The sequence below is a fragment of the Acinetobacter sp. X9 genome (assembly GCF_054889255.1).
This window is the reverse complement of record NZ_CM142679.1, coordinates 3,342,896-3,366,492: the sequence shown is the minus strand read 5'-3', so window position 1 is coordinate 3,366,492 and position 23,597 is coordinate 3,342,896. Positions and strand designations below refer to the sequence as shown.

Here is a 23,597-nt window from a genome sequence, read left to right as displayed (position 1 = left end):
GAGAGTACATTTCATTTTGAAAAGGTGTAGCATAGCAAGCTGGTTTTGATGAGCAAGAGGAGAGAGCGTGGCGCTACTACTGCCTATATTGGCATTTATCACAGGACTTCTACTTGCTCAGACTTCCATTGCAGAAACCATAAAACCTATTCTTTCAGCTTGGCTTGCCCGCTTACTAATTCCAATTGTGATTATTTATAACATGGTATTTTATCAGCCAGGTAGTTTGAGTTTGATGCTGTTTAGCTTCGGTTCAGCATTTCTTATTTTCTTTGCCTATTTAGCTCTATTTAAAGATAGATTATTAGCGCTATGCGTGAGTTATACCAACATGGGGTGGCTTGGCTTTCCCTTTGCCATGGCCTTATTTGGACCTAATGCTACGGCTCCTATTGTGGCTTTATATATTGGTATGTCTCTTTTTGGAAATGCATGGGCTGTTACGGCAGTCACCACTGCACCACAAAGTAAGCTCAACATATTAAAAAAGGTTTTAACTTCTCCACCGTGTATTTCAATATTTTGTGCACTTTTACTTAGGTCGTTAGGTGCTCAACATATCGAGCATCCTGCTATACATTGGGTATATGAAGTTGCTAAGTTTGTCATGACTTTTGCTGGTATGTGTGTGCTGGGAATGTGGCTACGCCGTACCCGAGTGCATTTAAAAGACTTAATTTACAGTATAAAAGCTCAAGCATTTAAAGTAGTGTGCGGGTTTATTCTTTGTGGCTTAGCTTATAGATTTTTACCCATTCCAAATATCAGTCAGCAAATTGGAGTGATGTTTTTAATGTTCTGTCTGCCACCAGCAGCGAATATTGTAGCGTTAGAAACACATTATCAAGGAACTGGTAGATCTGCGGCTTACATTGCCTCAGGGACGATTGTGAGTTGTGTTTTTATTGCGATTTATGCGGTGTTTTTGCATTTCCCACTATAATTAATTTAAAAATTTTTCCCCTATATCTGCTTGTGCGAAGGCGACATGGATGCCGCCAGTTAGACTGTGATACATGAACGTACCATCAGTCTAACAAAAGATTTTTGCTTACTTTTTCATCTTTGAAAAGTAAGGTCTGCCTATACAAAGTTTAATATATTCTAACGCTGCATATTGTGGCCATGTGATCAGCTTACTTCTGTAAGCTCTCTTTAAATAACTGTATCGCTTGCCCACGATGACTAATCTTATTCTTGTCTTCTTTAGACAATTCAGCGCTAGACACTTGTAGCTCAGGCAACCAGAACAATGGGTCATAGCCGAAGCCATTTTCACCACGTGCAGCTTCTAAAATTTCACCGTGCCAGATGCCTTGGAAAATTTGTGGTAAAGGATCTTCAGCATGCGTCACTAAAGCAAGTACGCACACAAACATACCTTCAATTACTTCACCATTCTTACGGTAAGGTAAAAGGTCATTTAATAATTTGGCATTGTTGGCTGCATCGTCACCATGTTCTCCAGCATAGCGTGCTGAATAAATACCAGGTGCGCCGCCTAAGACTGGTACACAAATACCAGAGTCGTCAGCCATAGCAGGTTTACCTGAAATTTTAGAGGCATGACGAGCTTTAATAATGGCATTTTCAATAAAGCTTAAACCATCTTCAATTGCATCAGGAATATTAAGGCGACCTTGAGGAATAATTTCTACTGGTAACTTAAGCTGTTCAAAAAGTTTTTCAAACTCTGCGACTTTACCTTTGTTATTGCTGGCAAGAACTAAACTGCCCTGATCAAACCAATGTGGGGTAGACATAATAAAACCAAACTTTATAGCTAATATCGAACGTGAGTTATGTTACGTGTTTTTTAAGAGGGGATATAGAGGGAAATAAATAGAATATAAAATGGGACAACCTAAACTAAAGCCACCTTGTAGAGCATACAAGGTGGCTTTAGTCGAGTAAGGTTTTTTACGGATGAACCGTTATTATTGTGCTTGAATCCATTTGTCCGCACGGTCACGTGCTGTACGGATTTGTTCTTGAGTTAAGTTTGCTGCTAGAGCAGTTTTCTTACCTTCAGATAAGCTAATCACTTTATTGTCGAGCATGCCATCACGAGTTGAAAGCTCATACCATTGGTAAGCACCAACGTAGTTTTTCTTTTGCTCTTCCATCATCGCAAGGTTGTAGCTTGCACGGTTATCGCCATTGCTTGCTGCTTTTTCAAAGTATTTACGAGCCATAGACTCATCTTTTTTAACACCAATACCGTCGGCATACATGCGGCCTACGTTTAATTGTGCTGGCGATAAACCTTGATCCGCTGCTGCTTTAAACCATGCGAAAGCCTGTTTGTCATCTTTTGCTACATCTTTACCATATTGATAGTGTGTACCAAGATAAAACTGTGCGCCTGCTTGACCAGCTTTTGCTGCTTTCTGAAGATCGTTAATCCCCATTGTTGAAAAACGTGCAGCCTGACTCGCAACCGATTGTGGCTGGGCGATATAATCTGCATGAGCCTGCATACTTAGCAGTCCTGCAAATAGTGTGCTAAATAATGTCTTTTTCATAGTGCACTCACTCGATAAATAGCGACTTCACCAAACAAATTAGGAACATGTTTGCTTAACAGGCTTCCCTGCTGATTTCCATTGACGGCGAGTCGATTAATAATTTGTATCTGATTTTCAGCACATAGTGCTTCGAAATCTTTAAATGTACATAAATGAATGTTGGGGGTGTTATACCACATATATGGTAGAGCATCCGATACAGGCATCATTCCTTTTAATGCAAGAAAAGAGCGAGTCTTCCAATGCGCAAAGTTTGGAAAAGTAATAATTGCCTGTTTACCCACACGCACCATGTCTCTTAATAAAACATCGGGTGCATCTACGGCTTGCAAAGCTTGTGCCATAACCACATAGTCAAAGGACTGGTCTGCAAAGCGGCTTAAGCCGAGATTCAAATCTTGTTGAATAATATTTAACCCGCGACTGACGGCAATTGCAATCTTTTCTTGATCAATTTCTAAACCATAAGCACGAATTTGATGCTTTTGGCTCATATGAGCGAGTAATTCACCGTCACCACACCCTAAATCGAGTACGCTTGAGCCGGGTTTAATCCACTTTTCTGCCAGTTGTTGATCAATACGCATTAGCTTGCCTCCAATGATGTCGATTTTAAGTGTTCTTCACCGCCTAAGAAAGCGCGCATGGTTTTGACATACAGTGGAATAGGGAATAAGAACGAGTCATGTCCTTGTTCAGCATCAATGTCGAGATAACTTACTGGCTTATGATTGGTAATAAGTGCATCTACAATTTCTTGTGAGCGGCTTGGTGCAAAACGCCAGTCAGTTGTGAACGAGACAATCAAGAACTGGCATTTAGTTTTACCCATCGCTTCAGTTAAAGAATGACCGTACTCACGAGATGGGTCAAAATAATCTAAAGCTTTAGTCATGATGAGATAAGTATTGGCATCAAAGTTACGGCTAAACTGTTCGCCTTGATAACGAAGATAGCTTTCGACTTGAAATTCAACATCAAAACCGTACATAAATTTGCCAGATTTTAAATCACGGCCAAATTTTTGTTTCATGGCTTCTTCTGAAAGATAGGTGATATGACCTACCATGCGAGCCAGAATTAGTCCGCGTTTCGGATAACTATCATTTTCTAAATAACGGCCATGATGGAAGTCTGGATCAGACAAGATTGACTGACGAGCAACCTCATTAAATGCAATATTCTGTGCTGAAAGCTTTGGTGCACTGGCAATAATCACACATTTTTGTAGGCGGTCAGGGTAGTCTACGGACCATTGTAGTGCTTGCATGCCTCCTAATGATCCACCGACCACTGCATACCAGACATCTACACCCAAACGGTCAGAAAGCATGGCCTGAGTTTTAACCCAGTCACGTACCGTTACTAATGGAAAATCAGGTCCATAAGGACGGTTGTCGTTTTCAGGATTTGGTGAGGTCGGGCCAGTTGAGCCATTACAGCCACCAATATTATTTAGCGAAACTACAAAAAACTTATTTGTATCGATTGCCTTACCCGGGCCAATACAACTATCCCACCATCCAGCTTTTTTATCATCTTCGTGGTGATAACCCGCTGCATGATGATGTCCGGAAAGAGCGTGACAGATTAAAATTGCATTTGATTTATCAGCATTTAAAGTGCCGTAAGTTTCGACCATTAGTTCAAAACGTGGCAAAACACGATCACATTCAAGGTGTAATGGTTCTTCAAATTGGAACTTTTGCGGAGTGACTAACCCCACTGAATCAGCTGGAAAAGACACGGGAACATTTCGCCTTTTAAATCTTTCAGGAATAAAAAGAAAGGATACCAAGCTAGGTATCCTTTCCAAAGTCTTTTTTTTAATTAAACAGCGGCGGCAACAACCTGATCTGTACTTAAAACACCTTGATCAATCAAACGGTTGGTACACGCAATAATTGCTTCAATGGATGAGGTGACGGTATTGTCATGAACACCAGCACCAAACGAACCTTTACCTGTACCTTTTACTTGAAGCTCAATTAAGGTTAATGCTTTTGCATTTGCACCAGAACTAATACTACGTTCTTCATAGTTCAATACGTCAATTGGTAATTGAAGAGCATTTAAGAATGCAGAGATTGGTCCGTTACCTTCACCACGAAGCTGTTGTGTTTCACCTTCGACATCAATATCAAGTTCGATGATTTGAGTGCCATTAATGTCAGATAACTTGTAGTGTTTGACTGTGTAATGATGATTCTTCACATCAACATACGCATCTTTAAATAACGTCCAGATTTCTTTAGCATTAATTTCTGTACCGTTCTCATCAGCATATTGTTGAACAACCTGACTGAATTCGATTTGCAAACGACGTGGTAATACAACGTTGTAGTTTGATTCTAATAAATAAGCGATACCACCTTTACCAGACTGGCTATTTACACGAATTACAGCATCGTAGTCACGGCCCAAGTCTTTCGGGTCGATTGGCAAGTAAGGCATATCCCAGATTTCTTCATTTTTCTGGTATTCAAAGCCTTTTTTGATTGCATCCTGATGTGAACCAGAGAATGCAGTAAATACCAAGTCACCTGCATATGGATGACGAGGGTGTACAGGTAAACCAGTACATTCTTCAACTGTTGCAATGACTTCATTAATGTTAGAGAAATCTAACTCTGGCGCTACACCTTGGGTGTACATGTTCAATGCAATCGCAGCAACGTCAACGTTACCTGTACGTTCACCATTACCAAACACACAACCTTCAACACGGTCAGCACCGGCCATAATGGCAAGTTCTGATGCAGCAATACCACAGCCACGGTCATTGTGGCAGTGAACAGAAATAATCACGCCATCACGACGTGCCAAGTTACGATGCATCCATTCAATTTGGTCTGCATAAACATTTGGCGTAGAAACTTCTACAGTCGCTGGCAAGTTTAAAATCACTTTATGATCTGGACGTGCATCCCAAATTTCTGTGACGGCGTCACAGACATCTTTTGCGACTTCTAATTCGGTTGCAGAGAAACATTCTGGGCTGTACTGGAAAATCCAGTCAGTTTGAGGATATTGCGCAGCATATTCTTTCACTTTCTGAGCTGCATTCACCGCCAACTGTTTTGCGCCATTTACATCTACATTCAACACCTTTTGGCGGAAGGTTGGAGAGTTAGAGTTATAAATATGCACAATTGCGCGCTTAGCACCGGCTAAAGCTTCGAAAGTACGCTCAATCAAATGGTCACGTGCCTGAACCAAAACTTCAATGTAGACATCATCAGGAATATGATTTTCTTCGATTAACATGCGGGTAAAATCGAAGTCAATTTGAGATGCAGACGGGAAGCCGATTTCAATATGTTTAAAACCGATTTTTACAAGCATTTTGAACATTTTGAATTTTTGTTCCATGTTCATTGGTTCAAAAATTGCTTGGTTACCGTCACGTAAATCTGTACTCATCCAGATTGGCGCTTTTGTAATTTCTTTATTTGGCCATTGGCGATCTGGTAAATCCACACGCTGGTACATACGGCGGTATTTTTTGCTAGGGTCAGCCAACATCATGAGAAAACTCCTTGTCTCGTAGCGCGGTTGCTCTGGATATATTTAAAAGGCAACGTCTACAGTTATATATGGTATCTAATTCAGAAAAATTAAAGGTAATTTTGAAGTGCTGCTTTAAAAAGCAGACAAAATTTTTATACGCGCGCTTGGCGCAGCATCAGGAGTTGCAGATGATGTCTTGCTTGAGTAGGCTGGGCAAACAAGTAATTCGTTTTCATCTCTAGACCGTGAAATAATAAGTTTGGTGGTTTGCAGGTAATCTTGTTATTTAGATATATCACATCTAAACAATGATTACACCTTGTGCAAAATTCTTATCATAATTTTAGTTAAATAATTTAGAAAATAATTTTCTAATTTTGCGCTGTTTTATTTTTTATGGAAAATTATTTTCATATTCTTGCCTTTTTAAGGAAAAAAAGTTTGTTAAGAATTAAAAAGGCAAAAATAAATATAGTTACAGCTCTGACCACATTCGAATTAAATTATGATAAATGTTGGTGAGCTTCATGACTTCTGGGTAGTTATCGCCGTGTGATTTGCGTAGTTCTCGAATGCTCTCATCAAGATTAAATAAGAGATGGCGTTTACTATCGTCTCGAACCAGACTTTGTACCCAGAAAAAAGAAGCAAAACGAGTACCAGAGGTAATACTGCTGACTTCATGTAGGCTAGTAGAAGGGTAGAGCACCACATCACCTGCCGGTAATTTGACTTCGTGATAACCATAAGTGTCTTCAATCACTAGGTCACCACCTTCATATTCATCTGGTTCACTTAAAAATAATGTACAAGATAAATCAGTGCGTAGCTGTTCAGAAGTTCCACGGATAAGGCGAATTGAGTTATCTACATGGAAACCAAAGCTTTCATGTTCATCATAACGATTAAAAAGCGGTGGAATAATTTTGTGGGGTAGGGCTGCAGCCTGAAATACTGGATTTTGCCAAATTGCTTTGATGACAAGATCACTTAAATGATGAGTAAGGGGATCTTGTTCTGAGAGTTGCTGATTTCTTTTCACAGAAGCAGACAAGGTGCCGGCAGTCACTTTCCCACCTACCCAATTGGCGTCTTCCATGAGCTTACGGAACTCGGCAACTTGCTCTTTGCTTAAAACATTGGGGATATGATGAATCACGGCAAACACCTTTTTAATAGATACTTCATTTGTAAAAATAGCCTCATGACGAGGCTATTTTATATGAACTTCAATTAATTCCATAAATAAATTATGGAATTTAAACCTAGTATTTAAAGTTAATCGCTAAGACAGCATTACGACCATTGCCTTCAAATGCGTAGTGAGCTGCATGTGCACTAGTGAAATAACGCTTATCAGAGATATTGTTGATGTTAAGCTGTAAATTTACATTCTTGTTCACGTCGTATTTAGCCATAGCATTGTAAATAGTGTAGGTTGGCAAATATTTCGGAGCAGTTGTATTTACGAAAACTTGATCACGATATTCAACACCAGCACCTAAAGTCAATTGAGGCATTACTCGGTAAGTAGACCATAAGGTAGCACTGTTTTTCGCTACAAATGGTAATGGTTTACCTTCTTGAGCAACTGCATTGTATGCCGCTTCAGTAATTTCACTATCTAAATAGCTATAGCCTGTAGAAACATCCCATTTGTCGGTAATTTTTCCGTTCAAACTAATTTCAAATCCATCAACTTTACTTTTACCAGCATTGGCTGTCGTATTTGGGTCGATCTGAATACGCGTATTTTGCTTTTCAGTACGGAAAACTGCTGCTGTTAAGTTCGCACGATTGTTAAACAGGTCCCATTTAGTTCCTAGTTCAAAAGTACGAGCTTCTTCTGGTTTTAGATCATTTGCACTCGCACTTGCAGCACCTGAGTCGCTAATAGAATCTGAACCTGTATCGCCTTCAGCAAGTACACCTACAGGGTTTGCTGATGTAGCGTAGCTTAAATAAATACTACCATCTTCGGTTGGTTTGAAAACTAAACCAGCTTGGTAAGAGAAGTAATCTGTATCACTTTCTAATTTATCACCAGTTTTATGAGGAGTACGTCCACTTACGTCCTTATTATATTTTTTCTCAGTTTCAAATTTATCCCAACGAACACCTAAGTTAAGTAACCATTGTGGATTAAATTCGATACTATCTAAAGCATACACGCCTACATTATGACTACGAGTGGTCGATTGTGCAGTGATAGATCCACGCTTATCTGTGAAGGCACCATTTCCAGGATTATTTAAACTCGTACACCAGCCATTTGCCACAGCAGCAGCTGAAGTACAGTTTTGAATATTGCTGTCTAAAATGGTCGATGTGGTTTCACCAGCAGCATTAGTAAAAGTATGTACACCCTGATCAGTTTCTTGGAAGCTCCACTCGGTACCAACATTAAAAGAATGCTTTAGGCTACCTGTGTTGAATTTACCTCTTAAAGAAAGCTGATCGCTATAAGCATCGCTATCTAAGATACGGCTTAACGCACGGCGAGCGATTGTGCCTCTGTAAATATTACCCTTAGAGTCATCAGCATTCGTATAAACATAATCAGATTTAGATTTGTTGTAGGTTGCTATATTAGACAAGGTAAGATTTTCATTAAAATCATGTTCTAGCTTAAACGTACCAATGTGGTTTTCGCGTTTGTCGAAATCACGCGCTTTCCAGCCATAGTAGGTTCCAGCTTTTACATCAACAGGCTTGCCGTCACCAGGAGTTACAATAACTCCAACAGGAGGTTTGGTTGGGTTTGCATTGTTAAACGGAATACCTGCATCAGGTTCATCGTTACTACGTAAATAGTAGTAGCTTAGTGTTCCACGAGTTGCCGTATCTAAACCAAATGCAAGACTTGAGGCAATACCGGCACGGGCATATTCTGCACCGTTACTTTGACCAGCTTTTTCATTTTCGTGACCCATAATAACAACACGACCAGCAATGCCATTTCCAAAGTCTTTGTTGGCATCAAGTTGGATATGACGATAGTTATCAGTACCGCCTTGGATACTGCCTTGATAAACGTCACCTTCATGAGCAACTTTAGGAATTAAGTTAATACTTCCGCCAACGCTACCACCACCACCAAGAGCAGAAGAAGAGCCTTTGATGACTTCTACTTGTTCAATGGCAAACATATCGCGATTTTGAGACGTTGTATTACGAACACCATCAACATAAATAGAAGACTGACCGCTATAACCACGAATGTAAGGCATATCGGTAAACGGGGTACCACCTTCACCAGCACCTAACGTAATACCAGGTTCATAGCGTAACGCTTCGAGTAGGGTATTAGAGTTTGTATCTTTAATTAATTTTTGAGAAAGAATAGAGACTGATTTTGGTGTGTCTTTGAGAGGAGCTACGAATTTAGAGTTTGCAGACTGATCTACTTTTAAAGATTCTTCTTGAGTCGCTTTAGCATGAATTGTTGGTAATTGTGAAACTGCTTCTTGCGCGATGGCTGTTGTTGCAATCATTGATAGCGATGAAGCTATTGCAGAAGAAACAATTTTTTTACGTGTTCTAATCAAAGACATAACTTCAGGACTCTAAAACTAAAAGGTTATGCGAATAATAATAATTCTTATTTATATGTACAGTTTGTGTTAATTGGATTTGCCAATTGAATTATGAAGAGAAAATGAATAATTGAATGGTAAATTGTACTTTTATGTAGCTAATCTACTGATTATTGGTAATTGTTTATTAAAGCGATTAAATTCAAAGTTTAATTGTAATTTTAGATTTATAAAGAATAACTAAAAAATTAGTTTTACTTAAGTACTTATTAAAAATATTTAAAGAATCATAAAATTACTGTGAAATTTACTAGAATAATGTCCTTCACTTACATCAAGTGATCGGTTAATTTTGTATATCTTGAAAGTTGTCATATAATACAGCACTTTTTTAAAAACTGTTCCTACTAACTAATTTTTATCGAGGAAGCCATGCAAGTAACGACTGAAGCGGTTTCGGGCGTTGCCCGTCGTTTAAATGTGTCTGTACCGACGAGCCGTATTAACGAGCAATTTGAAGCTCGTTTGAAGCGCACTGCCAAAACTGTGAAGATCAACGGCTTCCGTCCAGGTAAAGTACCTGAAAACGTTGTTCGTCGCGAATACGGTGCAAGCATTTATCAAGAAGTTGTAAATGAGATCATTCGTGATAGCGTTTTTGAAGCAATTCAACAAGAAAAAATCAATGCGGTAGGTATGCCGAACATTGAGAAAGTTGAACATAAAGAAGACGCTTTAGTTTTTGAAGCAACTGTAGAAGTTTATCCAGAAGTTGAAGTAAAAGCATTTGACGGCTTAGAAGTTGAACGTAAATCAGCTGAAATCAAAGACGCTGACGTTGACGCTATGATCGAAAACTTGCAAAAACAACGTCAAACTTGGGCTGTAACCAAGGGTATGGCGAAAAAAGACATGCAAGTGACTTTTGACTTTGAAGGCACTATCGATGGTGAGAAGTTTGAAGGCGGTTCTGCTGAAGACTTTAAACTTGTGTTAGGTTCAGGTCGTATGATCCCTGGCTTCGAAGATGGCATCATTGGCATGAAAGCTGGTGAAGAGAAAGTAATTGACGTTACTTTCCCTGAAGATTACCAAGCTGAAAACTTGGCTGGTAAAGCAGCTCAGTTCAAAATCACTGTGAAGCAAGTTGAAAAATCTAAACTTCCAGAAATTGATGCTGAATTCTTAAAAATCTTCGGTGTAACTGAAGAAGAAGGCGTTGAGAAGTTAAAAGCTGACGTTCGTAAGAATATGGAACGTGAAGTTCGCAATGGTTTACGTAACCAAGTTAAACAAGCTGCTTTTGATGCTCTTGTTGCTGCGAATGAAGTTGAAGTTCCAACTGCAATGGTTGCTCAAGAAATTGACCGTCAACGTCAACAAATGGTTCAACAGTTCACTCAACAATTTGGTGGTGCAGGCGCGCAATCTTTTGACAAGAGCATGCTTCCTGACGAATTGTTCAAAGAACAAGCAGAGCGTTCTGTTAAGCTTGGCGTATTGGTAAGCAAAGTTTTAGCTGATGCTAAACTTGAAGTTGACCAAGCTCGCGTTGATGCTTACATTGACGACATGGCTTCTTCTTACGAAGATCCAACTGAAGTGATCGAATACTTCAAAAATGATGCTCAACAACGTGCTCAAATCGAAGCAGTTGTATTAGAAGATCAAGTTGTTGATCACATCTTAGCTGGTGCTAAAGTGACTGACAAAGCTGTATCTTATGATGACTTATTGAAAGAACAACAAGCTCGCCGTATGGGCTAATCTTTTAAAAGTCAGAAAAAGGCGCCTCAGGCGCCTTTTTTGTTTTTCTTTATGTGGTCAATTAGAGTGCGGCATTAAGTACTTAGGTATAAATAATATAATATTTCAGTGCGAACCTTTTGCAATTTGAGAAATTATCCCGCATATTGTTGCCATAGGTTAAGTCACAAAAAATTTAGGAATAAATAACGTATGTATGTTCCAACAATTGAAAATGCTTTAGTTCCTGTTGTGGTTGAACAATCTTCTCGCGGCGAACGTTCTTTTGATATTTATTCACGACTTTTACGTGAGCGCGTCATTTTTTTGACAGGTGAAGTTGAAGATAACATGGCAAATCTGATCGTTGCCCAAATGTTGTTTTTAGAAGCTGAAAATCCTGATAAAGATATCCACCTTTATATCAACTCTCCAGGTGGATCTGTGACAGCGGGCATGGCCATTTATGACACGATGCAGTTTATTAAGCCTGATGTCGTGACATATTGTATGGGTCAAGCTGCTTCAATGGGTGCATTTTTATTAAATGCGGGCGCTAAAGGCAAACGCTATTGTTTAGAAAATGCCCGTGTCATGATTCATCAACCATTGGGTGGTTTCCGTGGTCAAGCATCGGATATTGAAATCCATGCGCGTGAAATTCTCTTTATTAAAGAGCGCTTGAACCGCTTAATGGCAGAGCACAGTGGTCAAGACTATGAAACCGTTGCTCGTGATACTGACCGCGATAACTTTATGACAGCCCAAGCTGCTAAAGAATATGGTCTGGTTGATCAGGTATTAAGTAAGCGTCCATAAGGACCTTCTTATATAAATAACTTGAGATGTTGAAAAAGATCTCCATTTAGTTATTTATGCAGTGCATCTTGCCCTAATATTTAAGATTCTATTTGTGGAGTGAATATGTCCGAACATCCTCAAGGACAAAAACATTGTTCATTTTGCGGTAAAACGCAGTCTGAAGTCGGGAAACTGATTGCGGGTGAGGACGCATATATTTGTAATGAATGTGTGGATGTCTGCTTAGACCTTGTACAAACCAGCCAACAGGTTGAAGCAGGTGACTGGGCGAGCAAGGCATTGCCAAAACCACATGAAATACGTGCTGCGCTTGATCAATATGTTATTGGTCAAGATCTTGCCAAAAAGACATTATCTGTTGCGGTTTATAACCATTATAAACGCTTAAAAGTTGGTCATAATGGACATGTGTCTAAAGAAGTAGAAATTGCTAAAAGTAATATCTTACTGATTGGCCCTACTGGCTCAGGTAAAACTTTACTTGCGCAAACATTAGCTCGCCTTTTAGATGTTCCATTTGCGATGGCAGATGCAACAACATTAACCGAAGCTGGTTATGTGGGTGAGGATGTTGAAAATATTGTGCAAAAGCTTTTGCAAAAAGCAGACTACGATGTAGAGAAGGCTCAGAAGGGTATTATCTATATTGATGAGATTGATAAGATTACTCGTAAATCTGAAAATCCATCAATTACGCGTGATGTGTCTGGTGAAGGTGTACAACAAGCATTATTAAAAATGATTGAAGGTACAGTTGCTTCGATTCCGCCTCAAGGTGGTCGTAAGCATCCACAGCAAGAGTTTATCCAAATTGACACCTCAAATATCTTATTTATTTGTGGTGGTGCATTTTCTGGTTTGGAAAAAATTGTACAACAGCGTCAAGAGAAAGGCGGTATTGGTTTTACAGCTGACGTTAAAAACAAAGATGAAACCAAAAAGCTTGCTGAATTGTTCCGTCAGGTTGAGCCAACTGACTTAGTGAAATTTGGTTTAATTCCAGAATTCATTGGTCGTTTACCAGTGATTGCGACACTTGAAGAGCTAGACGAAGAAGCTTTAATGCAAATTTTGACTGAGCCAAAAAATGCATTAACACGCCAGTATCAATATCTTTTCACTATGGAAAATGTTGATCTGATCTTTGAAGATTCTGCATTACGTGCTGTTGCTAAAAAAGCGCTTGAACGTAATACGGGTGCGCGTGGTCTACGTTCTATTATGGAAAACGTACTGCTTGAAACTATGTATGATTTACCAAGTCGTACAGATGTTGGAACAGTCATTATTAATGAAGCAGTCATTAATGGTGAAGCAGAACCTGTTTATCAGGCTGAACGCCAACCTAAAGAAGCTGCAACGCATGAAAGTGTTGCTAAGGCAGATTTAAAGGTTATTGATTCGAAGTCTGCATAGATTTCATTCATCTAAAAAGCATGAATCGCGTTAGGGATTCATGCTTTTTTTGTTTTCAATTTATATGGGTAGTGTTAATCTTAAAAATACAAAATACGCATAGTTTTGCGGTGTAAAAAATAAATCAAAAACAAAACGCTTTGAGGGATGCCATGCGTTATTTAATCGTATCTTTGTGCTGTGCAGGACTATTTGTGGGCTGTCAAAGTTCATCTCATTTAGAAAAAAATCCGAGTGAATTGACCGCGACTCTACCTAAAGTTGATGTTGAAAAAGAACCTGGTTTATTAGATCAATATCATTTAGGCGGTTTTACTGTAGGAGGGTGGGTCAACCAAAAATTGGGTCAGACTTTTGCTCCAATCAAACCACAAAATGAACAGGCAGCTGTAGTTTATCTATATCGACCAGACACGAAATGGAATCGTCAGGAAATCGCAGCGATTAATCTCTTTGTGAATGGTAAGCGTATTCCGAGTCTATTACATAATCATTATTACTGGATTGAATTACCAGCAGGAACGTATCGTCTTTCTGCGAGCCGCCCTTTACTTGGTATCCATTTTCAAGAACCAAAATATATTGATATCACTGTTGAGGCGGGAACGTCTTATTATTTGAAATATGATGAAGAAAATAAAATGGACCGAAGTGAACATACTGGTCCATTTATGTTAATGCAAGACAATATTGGACGTAGAGAGATAGCATTTACCGAGTTGAAATCTTCTAGCTATAATTTTGTGGCTGAAGATGCTTCAGGAAAGATCCGCCATAAACCACAAGAATTAAAGCCAGCCAAATATGATGAAAAATCAGATGTACATCTGATTAAGCCATTTAAATTATGGAATCCTTTAACTTGGTAATGAGCTGCAAAAGATAAAGAAAAGTTAAGACTTTTCTTTATCTTTCATCAACGGTGCAAGAATTTTAAGCATCTCTTCTTGCATATGATCTCGTGCTTTAGGGTCATTAAATGTTTGCTGTCCCAACTCCATCATATATTCTGAAATTTGCCCCATAATCTGTACATTTTTGCGCGTAATTGATTGGCCTTCTGGGGTTTTTAAAAATTTCAGATTAGCCTGAATTTCCTCTTCAGTATAAGTCTTAAGATAAATATCCTGTAAGGCTTGGGTGGTTTTTGGATTGCTAATGAGCTGATTGCTCGAATCTTTTAGGAGTAAACCTAACTTCTTCGCGGCCTCTTTTTCTTTTGGACCTAAAGTTTTGATACCCGTGATATTACTAACGATCTGTTCTGCCTGTTGATCATAGTAAGGTGTTAATTCATTAATTGATTCTTTAAGCAGGTAATCAATTTGGCTCATTTGCATGAGTTCTTTAACTGAACTTAATTTGGCAGGAGAGGCAAATAAGCTTGTGGTAATACAGCTTAGGCAGAGGCTGATTGAGAGATTTTTAAGAATAGGGCGAATAGTCATGAAATGACCTATATTCAATATTTGGCGAGAGGGTGCTTTCATTAATAGCACAGATTGACGAAGTAATTGTTACAATTCTTTTCAGATTTTAAAATAAAAAAAGAATACATAAAAAAAGCACCGAATTCGGTGCTTTTCTTGATTAGCCAGCTGCTGCATCGACTACTGGAATTTTTCCAATTTTCGCTTGCCAGATTTTTGGGGCTACTGCGTGAATTGAAGTACCGTTTACATCAACTGCAACAGAAACAGGCATATCTTCAACTACGAATTTGTAGATTGCTTCCATACCTAAGTCTGCAAACGCAACAACTTCAGCTTCACGAACAGCTTTAGATACGAGGTAAGCCGCACCACCAACTGCCATTAAGTAAGTTGCTTTGTTGTCTTTGATTGCTTCAATTGCTGTAGGACCACGGTCAGCTTTACCGATCATACCGAATAGGCCAGTATGTTCTAATACTTTACGTGTGAATTTATCCATACGTGTTGCAGTTGTAGGGCCAGCAGGACCAACGACTTCATCACCCACTGGATCAACAGGGCCAACGTAGTAAATAAATTTACCTTTAAGATCAACTGGTAATTCTTCACCATTGTCGATCATCTCAACCATACGTTTGTGCGCAGCATCACGACCTGTGTACATTGTTCCGCTAAGAAGTAATGTGTCACCTGGTTTCCAAGAATCCATTTCTTCTTGAGTAATGGTATCAAGGTTTACGCGTTTAGATTGTGAAGAGTCCCAAGTTACAGATGGGTAGTCTTCAAGTTTTGGTGCTTGAATATGAGCTACACCTGTACCATCAAGCTGGAAGTGAGCATGACGAGTAGCAGCACAGTTAGGAATCATACCTACTGGTTTACCAGCAGCATGACATGGGTAATCTTTAATCTTAATATCAAGAACAGTCGTTAAACCGCCTAGGCCTTGAGCACCAATACCAAGTGCGTTTACTTTTTCAAAGATTTCGATACGAAGCTCTTCGATTTTGTTTTCTGGTCCACGGCGAAGTAATTCGTCCATGTTGATTTCTTCCATGAGTGCTTCTTTAGCAAGCATCATGGCTTTTTCAGCAGTACCACCAATACCAATACCGAGCATACCCGGAGGACACCAGCCTGCACCCATTGTTGGAACAGTTTTAAGAACCCAGTCAACAATCGAGTCAGATGGGTTAAGCATCGCAAGCTTAGATTTGTTTTCTGAACCGCCACCTTTAGCAGCAACAGTAATATCTACTTTATTACCCGGAACGAGTTTGTAGTGAATTACAGCAGGGGTATTATCTTTTGTGTTTTTACGACCAAATGCAGGGTCAGCAAGTACAGATGCACGAAGAACGTTACTGTTTTCAAGGTAACCTTGGCGAACACCTTCATTTACTGCATCGTCTAAGCTCATTGTTAAATCAAATTTAACATCTAAGCCCACTTCAAGGAAAACGTTAACAATACCAGTATCTTGGCAAATTGGACGATGACCTTCCGCACACATGCGAGAGTTAATTAGAATCTGTGCAATTGCATCCTTTGCGGCTTTGTTTTCTTCGCGATCATAAGCACGGCTCATCGCTTGGATAAAGTCTTGCGGGTGATAGTACGAAATAAACTGTAGGGCGTCCTTGATCGATGTAATCAAGTCATCTTGTTTGATAATCGTTGTCATACCAGAAAATCTCTTGAGCGGGCTGTTAGCTAGCGGGCTAAATTATATGACAAAAAGACAGTGTTGTGGGAGATTGGTTGATCTTTTGACCGAAAGTCGCATAAGAACATATTGATGTGATTTAAATGCCAGAAATCGGAAAATTATTTATTTTTGAATGACTAAAATAAAAAAAGCCATTTGAGCGGACATCAAATGGCGAGAGGTAGTAAAGGTTAATTATATTAATTATTTGGCGGCGGCTTGCTGTTCTGCCTGAATTGCCGTTAACGCAATGGTAAAGACGATGTCATCTACCAATGCTCCACGAGACAAGTCATTGACTGGTTTGTTGAGGCCTTGCAGCATTGGACCTACACTGACTACATTTGCAGCACGTTGTACCGCCTTATAAGTTGTGTTGCCTGTATTTAAGTCTGGGAAAATAAATACATTTGCGCGGCCAGCAACGCGTGAGTCTGGTGCCTTTTGTCGTCCCACACTTTCAACTGAAGCTGCATCGTATTGAAGTGGACCATCAATCAGTAAGTCAGGACGACGTTGTTGAGCAATTTGAGTTGCTTGCTGTACTTTTTCAACATCAGCGCCTGTTCCGGAAGTACCAGTTGAGTAGCTAATCATGGCAATACGCGGATCAATTCCAAAAGCTTTAGCCGAATCAGCAGACTGAATTGCAATTTCAGCAAGTTGTTCTGCGGTTGGATCTGGATTAATCGCACAGTCGCCATATACATAAACTTCATCTGGCAAAAGCATAAAGAATATTGATGAAACCAGTGAATATTCAGGTGCTGTCTTGATGAGCTGGAATGCTGGGCGGACCGTATTCGCTGTGGTGTGTACCGCACCTGAAACTAAACCGTCGACTTGATCTAAGGCTAACATCATGGTGCCAAGCACTACGGTATCTTGAAGTTGTTCTTTCGCTTGAAGCTCGTTGAGTTTGCCTTTACGTAGCTCAACCATTGGTGCAACGTATTGGTCACGAATACTATCGGGGTCGACAATTGCTAATTCGGCAGGTAATTCAATACCGCGTGCTTTTGCAACATCGTGCACAGCATCTGGTTTAGCTAGCAAAATACAGTCAGCAATACCACGTGCCTGACAAATTGCCGCAGCTTGAATGGTGCGCGGTTCATCACCTTCAGGTAGCACAATCCGTTTTTTAGCTGCAATTGATTTTTGCACCAATTCATGACGGAAAGCCGATGGCGACAGGCGAGGGGTGGCAGCATTGTTGCTGTGCTGTTTAAGCCATTCAACATCAATATGACTTGAAACAAATCGAGTCACTTGTTCGGCACGCTCAGTGTCATCGGTTGGAATTTCATTACCAAAATTAGATAAACGCTGAGCGGTTTCAAGTGTGTTTAAACGGGTATGTAAAATTGGCAAACCTTGTTTAATTGCACTTTGACAAAATTCTAAAAGCTCTGGTGCTGGCGCTTCTCTTTCCGTAAGTACCAAACCTGCCAGAGGTATACCGTTGCTGGTTGCTAAGCTACTTGCAAGTAAAACGTCGGTACGCTCAGATGCGCTAATAATTAATTCGCCTGCAATAAACTTATTCAGTTCATATTCAATGCTTGAAGCAATTAAACTTGAATGCAAAATACGACGTGTTTTAGCTTCACCTTGATGTAGCCATTGCCCATCAATAACGCTGGCAATATCAAGTGTTCTAGGTACGCTTAGCGTGTTACTAAATGGAACCAGCCCAATAATCGGTAAATCACTAGAACCAAAATAACGATTATATTTTTGCAGTTCAGTCGTAAATTTTGCGATTTCTTCAGTCGGTCGTAACGATGGATCAAACGCAACAGGAATTTGTGCTGTTTCTTCAGTTAATCCACGGGTACGCATAAACAGTACGCCAGCAGTACGATTTGACGCTGCTCCACCAAACTGGCGTAAATGAGCATCTACTTTTTCTGCTGCTTTTTTCGGGTTTTGAATATCTGCTGTGCTGACTAGCACGACTTCTGCATCAAGTGCTTGTGCAAGACTTGCGTTGAGCTCACTGGCAAAATGGTCTTGTCCGTTTGGTAATAAGCCTTCCACAATAATGACATCATGGTCTGCTGCAACACTACGATGAAGGCTAACCGCTTCTTCAAGTAATTCATCTACTTCCCCAGCAGCAATAAGCTGAGTTAATTTTTCATGCGAAATAGATTGAACGGTTTTACTTTGAAATAAATGACCAAATAATGAAGTGGTTCGGTCAAGATGCTCTTGGTCTTCTTGAGAAAATGGTTTTAAAAAGCCAGCTTTAATCCCGTTGCAATCAAGTGCGTAAATCATACCTAAGCAGGCAGAGGTTAGGCCAACCCCTTCGCCTGTAGGAATCAATAAAATTGTATTCATATAAACCTATAAATAAACGAATATCGAGTTTTCGCTAGGATCTGATTAAGCAAGGCTTGCTACAGATGCTGTATTTTCTGCCGCTTCAACAACTTGACGAGTTTCTTTGGCAATACGGCCTTCTTCGTCTGTAGGAATGACCCAAATTTGTGGACCATTTCCGTTGTCGATTCGCCCTTCAGTACCACGCTTTAAGTTATTGTTTTGATCTTTATCAAGCTGCAAACCAAAATGAGGTAAATAAGCCAAGGTTTTTTCACGAATATAAGCTGAGTTTTCACCAATACCACCCGTGAAGATTAGACCGTTTAAAGTTGGTAAACCACAGCTTAATGCAGCAAGTGATTTTGCAAGACGATAACTAAACACTTCAATTGCAAGACAAGCATCTTCATTACCATTTTCAGCCGCTTCAATCACTGTACGCATGTCGTTAGACAATTGCGATAAGCCAAGTAAGCCACTTTCGTTATTTAAAACTTTATCAATTTTTGCTAAATCCCAACCGAGGTTTTTGGCAAGGAAGCTGTGTAAGCTTGGATCAACGTCACCACTACGCGTTCCCATTACCACACCTTCAAGTGGAGTAAGACCCATAGAGGTATCAACACTTTGTCCATTCCATACTGCGCAAGTTGAACTGCCGTTTCCTAAGTGGGCTGTTAACCATCCACCTTTTTTCAGGTTACCTGCCAGCTCACTCGCTTTGTCAGACACATAGGCGTGGCTTGTACCATGGAAGCCATAACGGCGGACATTGTGGTCAGTATATAAAAACTTAGGAATTGCATAACGGTATGCATGCGGTGGCATCGTTTGATGGAATGCAGTGTCGAATACGGCAACTTGAGGTAATTCAGGAAATAGACGTACGGTTGCCTCAATACCAATTAAATGTGCTGGGTTATGAAGTGGAGCTAAAGGTGTCGCAGCACGAATACGTTCAATAATTTCAGGAGTGAGTAATTCTGCTTTGGTTAAACTGCCACCGTGTACAACACGATGTCCGATTGCTTGCGGTTTGTAGTTGGCAAGACGTGCAAGTAAAGTTTCTAAAGCTTTGGCATGGTCAGCATAAGGGATTGATAGTTCAAGTGGTTCACCACCTACTGTAATTCCCTTAATACGAGCATCAGCTGCCCCCAAGTTTTCTGCTAAACCGTAAATACGATCTTCACGACGCTCTGAAACCAGTGCGTATTTAATAGATGAAGAGCCGCAATTGATAACTAATACTGATGTAGCCACGTTGAAATACCCAAGTCCTGATTTAAAATAGTTTTCCTAACTTCCTATTCAAGATGTATTATTTTTTGATACAGATTGAACGGGTTGTCATGTTTTAGCATGTGTTGTTTTTCTGTCCAAGATAGACTTTAGCCCATTAGACTTAAGAACTATCGACCATCAAATTATTTGCAACTAATATCTGTCCAGTATAAAGCTTAACCACTGTATTCCTTGTTTTTTTGTAGAAGAATTAAACAGTTTTTTGTATATATTTATGAAAGGTAAATTTTGAATTAATGTAATTTTCAAATATTCGGTATAAATTTTTAAAAGAAAAAGAATTGCTGTTATTTTAATCAAACCCGATGGATATATTACAAATAATATACGTAACTGGAATTAAGTTTTAATCGCTTATATATAAGTTAAAAAGAATAAATCATAAACGTTTTTAATATAAAACTCAGTATAAAAAGTCGGTATCTGTACATTTATAAAGATATTTCATTGCATTGATATTATGAGAATTTTCTCATAGTTTTTAGAGTGTAATATACCTGTAAATATAGTCCAAAATAAAACCCTTCACTTGTTTATAACTTAAACATTATTTGTCTTTAATACTCATGCTTGGGGATTCCCGTAAAGTTGACTAGGGCTTGCATGTCGCTTTTTGCCTTAATAATATTGTTCCTTCCCCTTACCAAATGATTATGAAATATATCATTTGGTCTATTTTTTATGTTCCGGCTTATCCGGTTGTACAGGAGCGTCCAGCATGGACTTGCCGAATCCAATATTGGCAAAAGTGACCGAGCGTGTAATCGCACGTAGTCAAAAAACTCGTTCTGCATATTTACAACGTATTGAACATGCACAAGGCAAATTTCCTGCCCGTGGAGCACTTTCATGTGCCAATCTGGCTCATGGTTTTGCCAGTATGGAAGATAATGAAAAATTAATTATTAAAGTAGGCCGTGAACCAAATATTGGCATCGTATCTTCGTATAACGAAATGCTGTCGGCGCACGCACCTTATAAAACATTTCCAGATTTAATTAAAAGTGCCGCTCGCGAAAATGGTGGCGTAGCACAATTTGCAGGTGGCGTTCCTGCGATGTGTGACGGTATTACTCAAGGTAATGCTGGCATGGAACTATCATTGTTTTCTCGCGAAACCATTGCGATGAGCACAGCGATTGCATTGTCTCATAACATGTTTGACGCAGCTTTATGTCTGGGCGTTTGCGATAAAATTGTGCCGGGCTTGCTCATTGGTGCTCTGCAGTTTGGCTATTTACCTACTATTTTTGTGCCAGCTGGCCCAATGACCAGTGGTCTATCTAACGATGAGAAAGCCAAAATTCGTCAGCAATTTGCAACGGGGCAGGTTGGACGAGATGCTTTGTTAGAAGCTGAGTCAGCTGCTTATCATGGACAAGGGACTTGTACTTTTTATGGTACAGCCAACAGTAATCAGATGCTGATGGAAGTCATGGGTTTGCATTTGCCAAGTGCCGCATTTGTTCATCCTCATACACCATTACGTGATGCACTCACCGCAGAAGCTGCCATTCGTGTACTTGATTTGACAGTTGAGCGTGGAAACTACACGCCGATTGGTCATGTTGTCGATGAAAAAGCAATTATAAACGGTATTGTGGCTTTACTCGCTACAGGTGGTTCAACAAACCATACTTTGCATTTGATTGCGATTGCTCGTGCCGCTGGCATCTTGATTGACTGGGATGACTTTGATGAGTTATCGGCTGTTGTTCCATTACTCGCAAAAATCTATCCAAATGGTAAGGCGGATGTAAACCATTTCCAAGCTGCGGGTGGGGTTGCTTTCCTCATTCGTAATCTACTTGAAGCTGGCTTATTACATAACGATGTAACGACTGTGGCTGGTAAAGGTTTGCAGCATTACACCAAAGAACCGAAATTGATTGACGGTAAGCTCACTTGGGTTGATGGTGTGGTTCAAAGCCTTGATGACAAAGTTTTGCGTAGTATTGATGCGCCGTTTCAACCAGATGGTGGCTTGCGCTTAATGCAAGGTCGCCTTGGCCGTGGCGTAATCAAGATTTCTGCTGTTGCGCCAGAACATCGCAAAGTTAAAGCTCCAGCAATTGTGTTTGATTCGCAAGAAGCAGTGCAAGCTGCATTTGATCGTGGTGAATTACACAGAGACTTTATTGCGGTTGTTCGTTTCCAGGGTGCACGTGCGAATGGTATGCCTGAATTGCATCGTTTAACGCCTGTGTTGGGGGTTTTACAAGATCAAGGTTTCCATGTTGCTTTAGTCACTGATGGCCGTATGTCTGGTGCTTCAGGTAAAGTTCCGGCGGTCATTCATTTATCTCCCGAAGCCTTATTAAATGGGCCGATTGCTAAAGTTCAAACAGGCGATATGTTAATCATTGATGCTGAAGCTGGCCTACTTGATGTCGAAATAGATGACGATGTATGGCAGTCACGCCCTGTTGCACAGCCAGAACATCAGGCAGAAAACGAAGTTGGCTTTGGCCGTGAATTATTTGGTGTTTTCCGTGCTGCTGCTGCGCCAGCTGAACATGGAGCATCTGTGTTTGGTGCATTGGTTGGTGAAAATTCACCAGAGCAGATTTGAATCAAAGGAACTGAAAAATAATGATTAAAATTGAAGATATCGTCAAATTAGGCCCGGTCATTCCTGTATTGGCATTTGATTCTGCCGAGCAAGGTGAAGATGTATCACGTGCTTTACATGCAGGTGGCGTAAAAGTCCTTGAAATTACCTTACGTACCGCTGCTGGTCTTGCTGCTATCGAGCGTGCTAGCCAATTGGCTGATGACATTGTGGTGGGTGTAGGAACAATTACCAAACCAGAACACTGTGCTCAAGCCAAAAAAGCAGGCGCTCAATTTGGGGTATCTCCTGGTTTGACTAAAGATCTGCATTTGGCTGCGCAAGATGCTGGCTTACCTCTATTGCCGGGTGTGATGACACCAAGTGATCTGATTCAAGCGATTGAATTAGGTTATGACATTGTGAAGTTCTTCCCAGCTCAACAAGCAGGTGGCGTTGAGATGCTAAAAGCATTTTATGGTCCATTTCCAAACTTGCGCTTTTGTCCGACTGGTGGAATTACGGCAGAGTCAGCGCCAGATTTCTTAAAGCAACCTAACGTGGTTTGTGTAGGTGGTTCATGGTTAACACCTAAAGCTACTGTAGCTGCCCAAGACTGGGCTGAAATTACTCGCTTGGCACAAATTGCGAGTCAGTTGAGAGCTTTGTAAATGTAGACAATATTTATAAAAAATGAAGTGCATTCTA

The 23,597-nt window shown here is 40.0% G+C and carries 18 protein-coding genes and 1 pseudogene; 7 read left to right on the top strand and 12 right to left on the bottom strand.

Annotated features, from left to right (window positions below; all coding sequences use genetic code 11):
• The first annotated feature begins 67 nt into the window (after positions 1–67).
• Positions 68–943, top strand: coding sequence for an AEC family transporter (locus ACYU0V_RS16010; protein ID WP_461848217.1), 876 nt, complete (start codon positions 68–70; stop codon positions 941–943).
• Positions 944–1,136: 193 nt separating this feature from the next.
• On the opposite strand, the gene rdgB is transcribed toward ACYU0V_RS16010, so the two are convergent.
• The 7 genes from rdgB to ACYU0V_RS15975 all read right to left on the bottom strand — a co-directional run bounded on the left by rdgB (position 1,137) and on the right by ACYU0V_RS15975 (position 9,592).
• Positions 1,137–1,763, bottom strand: coding sequence for an RdgB/HAM1 family non-canonical purine NTP pyrophosphatase (gene rdgB / locus ACYU0V_RS16005; RefSeq protein ID WP_461848215.1), 627 nt, complete (start codon positions 1,761–1,763; stop codon positions 1,137–1,139).
• Positions 1,764–1,937: 174 nt separating this feature from the next.
• Complete coding sequence (locus ACYU0V_RS16000; RefSeq protein ID WP_005804213.1) at positions 1,938–2,525, bottom strand: tetratricopeptide repeat protein; 588 nt, start codon at positions 2,523–2,525, stop codon at positions 1,938–1,940.
• Positions 2,522–3,115, bottom strand: coding sequence for a methionine biosynthesis protein MetW (gene metW / locus ACYU0V_RS15995; RefSeq protein WP_001217230.1), 594 nt, complete (start codon positions 3,113–3,115; stop codon positions 2,522–2,524). The genes ACYU0V_RS16000 and metW overlap by 4 nt, the downstream gene beginning before the upstream one ends.
• On the bottom strand, positions 3,115–4,275 hold the full coding sequence (gene metX, locus ACYU0V_RS15990) for a homoserine O-succinyltransferase MetX (RefSeq protein WP_002114709.1): 1,161 nt from the start codon (positions 4,273–4,275) through the stop codon (positions 3,115–3,117). The genes metW and metX overlap by 1 nt, the downstream gene beginning before the upstream one ends.
• 83 nt (positions 4,276–4,358) lie before the next feature.
• Positions 4,359–6,056, bottom strand: a complete 1,698-nt coding sequence (leuA, locus tag ACYU0V_RS15985; RefSeq protein WP_461848213.1) for a 2-isopropylmalate synthase — start codon at positions 6,054–6,056, stop codon at positions 4,359–4,361.
• Positions 6,057–6,513: 457 nt separating this feature from the next.
• Positions 6,514–7,197 (bottom strand): Fe2+-dependent dioxygenase, encoded by a 684-nt coding sequence (locus ACYU0V_RS15980; RefSeq protein WP_032054373.1) that lies wholly within the window; start codon positions 7,195–7,197, stop codon positions 6,514–6,516.
• Positions 7,198–7,303: 106 nt separating this feature from the next.
• Positions 7,304–9,592 (bottom strand): TonB-dependent receptor, encoded by a 2,289-nt coding sequence (locus tag ACYU0V_RS15975; protein ID WP_461848212.1) that lies wholly within the window; start codon positions 9,590–9,592, stop codon positions 7,304–7,306.
• Positions 9,593–10,006: 414 nt separating this feature from the next.
• Between ACYU0V_RS15975 and tig the strand changes: the two genes are divergently transcribed.
• From tig to ACYU0V_RS15955, 4 genes are all read left to right on the top strand, one after another.
• Positions 10,007–11,341 carry a trigger factor gene (gene tig, locus ACYU0V_RS15970; protein ID WP_461848210.1) on the top strand — a complete coding sequence of 445 codons (1,335 nt, stop codon included), beginning with the start codon at positions 10,007–10,009 and terminating at the stop codon, positions 11,339–11,341.
• Between the two features lie 192 nt (positions 11,342–11,533).
• Positions 11,534–12,139, top strand: coding sequence for an ATP-dependent Clp endopeptidase proteolytic subunit ClpP (clpP, locus tag ACYU0V_RS15965; RefSeq protein ID WP_002114870.1), 606 nt, complete (start codon positions 11,534–11,536; stop codon positions 12,137–12,139).
• Between the two features lie 105 nt (positions 12,140–12,244).
• Entirely contained in the window at positions 12,245–13,558 is a 1,314-nt protein-coding gene (gene clpX / locus ACYU0V_RS15960) for an ATP-dependent Clp protease ATP-binding subunit ClpX (protein WP_002114726.1), read from the top strand.
• Positions 13,559–13,710: 152 nt separating this feature from the next.
• On the top strand, positions 13,711–14,427 hold the full coding sequence (locus tag ACYU0V_RS15955; protein ID WP_002115030.1) for a DUF2846 domain-containing protein: 717 nt from the start codon (positions 13,711–13,713) through the stop codon (positions 14,425–14,427).
• A 24-nt stretch (positions 14,428–14,451) separates the two neighbouring features.
• Here the strand turns inward: ACYU0V_RS15955 and ACYU0V_RS15950 are convergent, their stop codons facing one another.
• The 5 genes and pseudogenes from ACYU0V_RS15950 to ACYU0V_RS15930 all read right to left on the bottom strand — a co-directional run bounded on the left by ACYU0V_RS15950 (position 14,452) and on the right by ACYU0V_RS15930 (position 20,397).
• On the bottom strand, positions 14,452–15,006 hold the full coding sequence (locus ACYU0V_RS15950) for a DUF2059 domain-containing protein (protein WP_174740234.1): 555 nt from the start codon (positions 15,004–15,006) through the stop codon (positions 14,452–14,454).
• Between the two features lie 142 nt (positions 15,007–15,148).
• Positions 15,149–16,675 carry a fumarate hydratase gene (locus ACYU0V_RS15945; protein ID WP_002115045.1) on the bottom strand — a complete coding sequence of 509 codons (1,527 nt, stop codon included), beginning with the start codon at positions 16,673–16,675 and terminating at the stop codon, positions 15,149–15,151.
• Between the two features lie 228 nt (positions 16,676–16,903).
• Complete coding sequence (gene pta, locus ACYU0V_RS15940) at positions 16,904–19,048, bottom strand: phosphate acetyltransferase (RefSeq protein WP_461848209.1); 2,145 nt, start codon at positions 19,046–19,048, stop codon at positions 16,904–16,906.
• 45 nt (positions 19,049–19,093) lie between these two features.
• A complete protein-coding gene (locus tag ACYU0V_RS15935) occupies positions 19,094–20,296 on the bottom strand; it encodes an acetate/propionate family kinase (protein WP_461848208.1) in 1,203 nt (400 codons plus the stop codon).
• A pseudogene (locus ACYU0V_RS15930) lies at positions 20,278–20,397 on the bottom strand (hypothetical protein). Before ACYU0V_RS15930 ends, ACYU0V_RS15935 begins: the two are co-directional and overlap by 19 nt.
• A gap of 659 nt (positions 20,398–21,056) precedes the next feature.
• On the opposite strand from ACYU0V_RS15930, the gene edd reads away from it, so the two are divergent.
• Entirely contained in the window at positions 21,057–22,910 is a 1,854-nt protein-coding gene (edd, locus tag ACYU0V_RS15925; protein ID WP_461848206.1) for a phosphogluconate dehydratase, read from the top strand.
• A gap of 20 nt (positions 22,911–22,930) precedes the next feature.
• The gene (gene eda, locus ACYU0V_RS15920; protein ID WP_009390833.1) at positions 22,931–23,560 is read left to right on the top strand and encodes a bifunctional 4-hydroxy-2-oxoglutarate aldolase/2-dehydro-3-deoxy-phosphogluconate aldolase; all 630 of its coding nucleotides are present in this window, start codon (positions 22,931–22,933) and stop codon (positions 23,558–23,560) included.
• The last annotated feature ends 37 nt before the right edge of the window (positions 23,561–23,597 follow it).